Genomic DNA, 1,739 nt, shown 5'->3' on the forward strand with positions numbered 1-1,739 from the left:
CCTGACTCGTGCCACCGGGGTGTGTCAGTTCGGTTCGATGTTGAGGGCGTGAAGGATCTCGTGGGCTTGCGGGGTGAGTGGGTCGTGGGCGGCGTGCTCGTGCCCGGCGATGCGGACGGTGATCTGTTGGAGGGGTCGTAGTGTCTGGACGATCTTGCGGACGCTGAGCCCGGTGACCTCCTGCAGGTGACGTGCGACGGCGAGGGCGGCGAACACGATGGTCAGGTGGGCCTCGATCGCGTCGCGGGTGTGGTGGAACATCGGCCGCGCGCGCAGGTCGGTCTTGCTCATCCGGAAGGACTGCTCGACCCTCCACAGGTCGTGGTAGCTGGCGATGACTTCGCCTGGGAGCATCAGGTCGGCGCCGATGTTGGTGACGTATCCCTTCAACCCGGCCAGCCGACGGGCGCGTGCGAGCGATGTCTCGTCGAGGGACCTGGTCCCGTTGGTGGTCTTGACGAACCGCGGCGGTTTCGCGGTCTTCTCGCCGTCCACGACCGCACGGGCCCTGTTCTCCTGGGCGGTCAGGGTCTTGTTGTCCCGAACCGCTCGCTTCGTCGAGTACGCCCACACTGCCCGCCACGACCCCGGATGTTGCTCGGGATTCCAGGTGGGTTCCGACTTGTGCTTGGGGTTGCTCGCAGCGCTCGCGCCGGATCGTTGGGTCTTCGGGGTGATCGTGTCGATGATCTGTCCGTCAGTGAACGCGTCGCCGTGCCAGCGGAAGTGGGACTCCAAGTCGACGGGTGCCTTGGTGACGCGTGAGCCGACGATGAACCGCAGGTCGGCCTCGTCGAGCTCCTTGAGGTTGGTTGCGGACAGCATCCCGGCATCGGCGACCACGACCATGTCGGCGATGTTGTGCCGGGCTTGGAACTGCTTGATGATCGGCAGGATCGTCAGAGTCTCGGCCTTGTTGCCTTCGAAGCAGCCGATCTCGAGCGGGAACCCGCGTCGGTCGACCAAGAGCCCGACGACCACCTGTGGGTCGACACGGCGTTCCTTGGAGTAGCCGACCTTGCGCAGCCCGGTCTTCCCGCCGGTGTCGGGGTCTTCCTTCTCGGCTTCGAAGTAGAGCGTCGTGACGTCGTAGAGGCACAAGCTCACGTCGCCGTCGGCGCAGGCGTGAGCAAAGCACGCTGAGGCGAGCGTGGCCCGATAATCACGCTCCTGGGCCCGATGCAAGGACCGGAACATGGTGCGTAGCGAAGCGTGCCGAACCCCGAGGTCGGTCAGCACCCGTAGCGAGTCGGCCTTGCTGGTCGGCTCCACGATCCGCGCCAAGACCAGTTGAGCGAACGCGTCGTCCTCGAGCGCGTCGAACCCCAACCGCTCGTACCCGGTCCTGAGCACCTGCCACAACACTGCGTTCGTCTTGTGCGTGATCACCGCCTGGCCGGCCCTGCCGGCACGCTCAGGAACGGCGTGGCCGCTGGGCCCGTCCAGCGGGAGCTCGCCCTGACCGGGATAGAGCTTGCGCCGGCCCACCGCCATCAGCGCCGCGAGCTCGGCCTCGTCGTGGGCTGTGCCGACATGCTCCAAGACGACGTCACGGCCATCGCGGCGCTCGGCGATCTGGACCTTCGTCGCCCCCGACCTGCCCGGAGACTTCCGCACGAACACCACGAACGCCGACCGTACCGGCCCCGCGGGGTGTGTCAACCCGCCCGCCCGCGAGCCACTGACCAGCACAAACAGAAGCCCGGACCCGAAATCGCCGTCAAGTGGCACGAGTCAGG

General features: G+C 66.8%; 1 protein-coding gene. It reads right to left on the minus strand.

Annotation, left to right across the window (positions count from 1 at the left end; genetic code table 11):
- Positions 1 to 24: 24 nt before the first annotated feature.
- Positions 25 to 1,626 (minus strand): IS1634 family transposase, encoded by a 1,602-nt coding sequence (locus AB0B82_RS35390; RefSeq protein ID WP_360178963.1) that lies wholly within the window; start codon positions 1,624 to 1,626, stop codon positions 25 to 27.
- Positions 1,627 to 1,739 lie beyond the last annotated feature (113 nt).

The organism is Kribbella sp. NPDC048915, assembly GCF_040649595.1.
In the GTDB taxonomy this organism is placed as follows: Bacteria; Actinomycetota; Actinomycetes; order Propionibacteriales; family Kribbellaceae; genus Kribbella.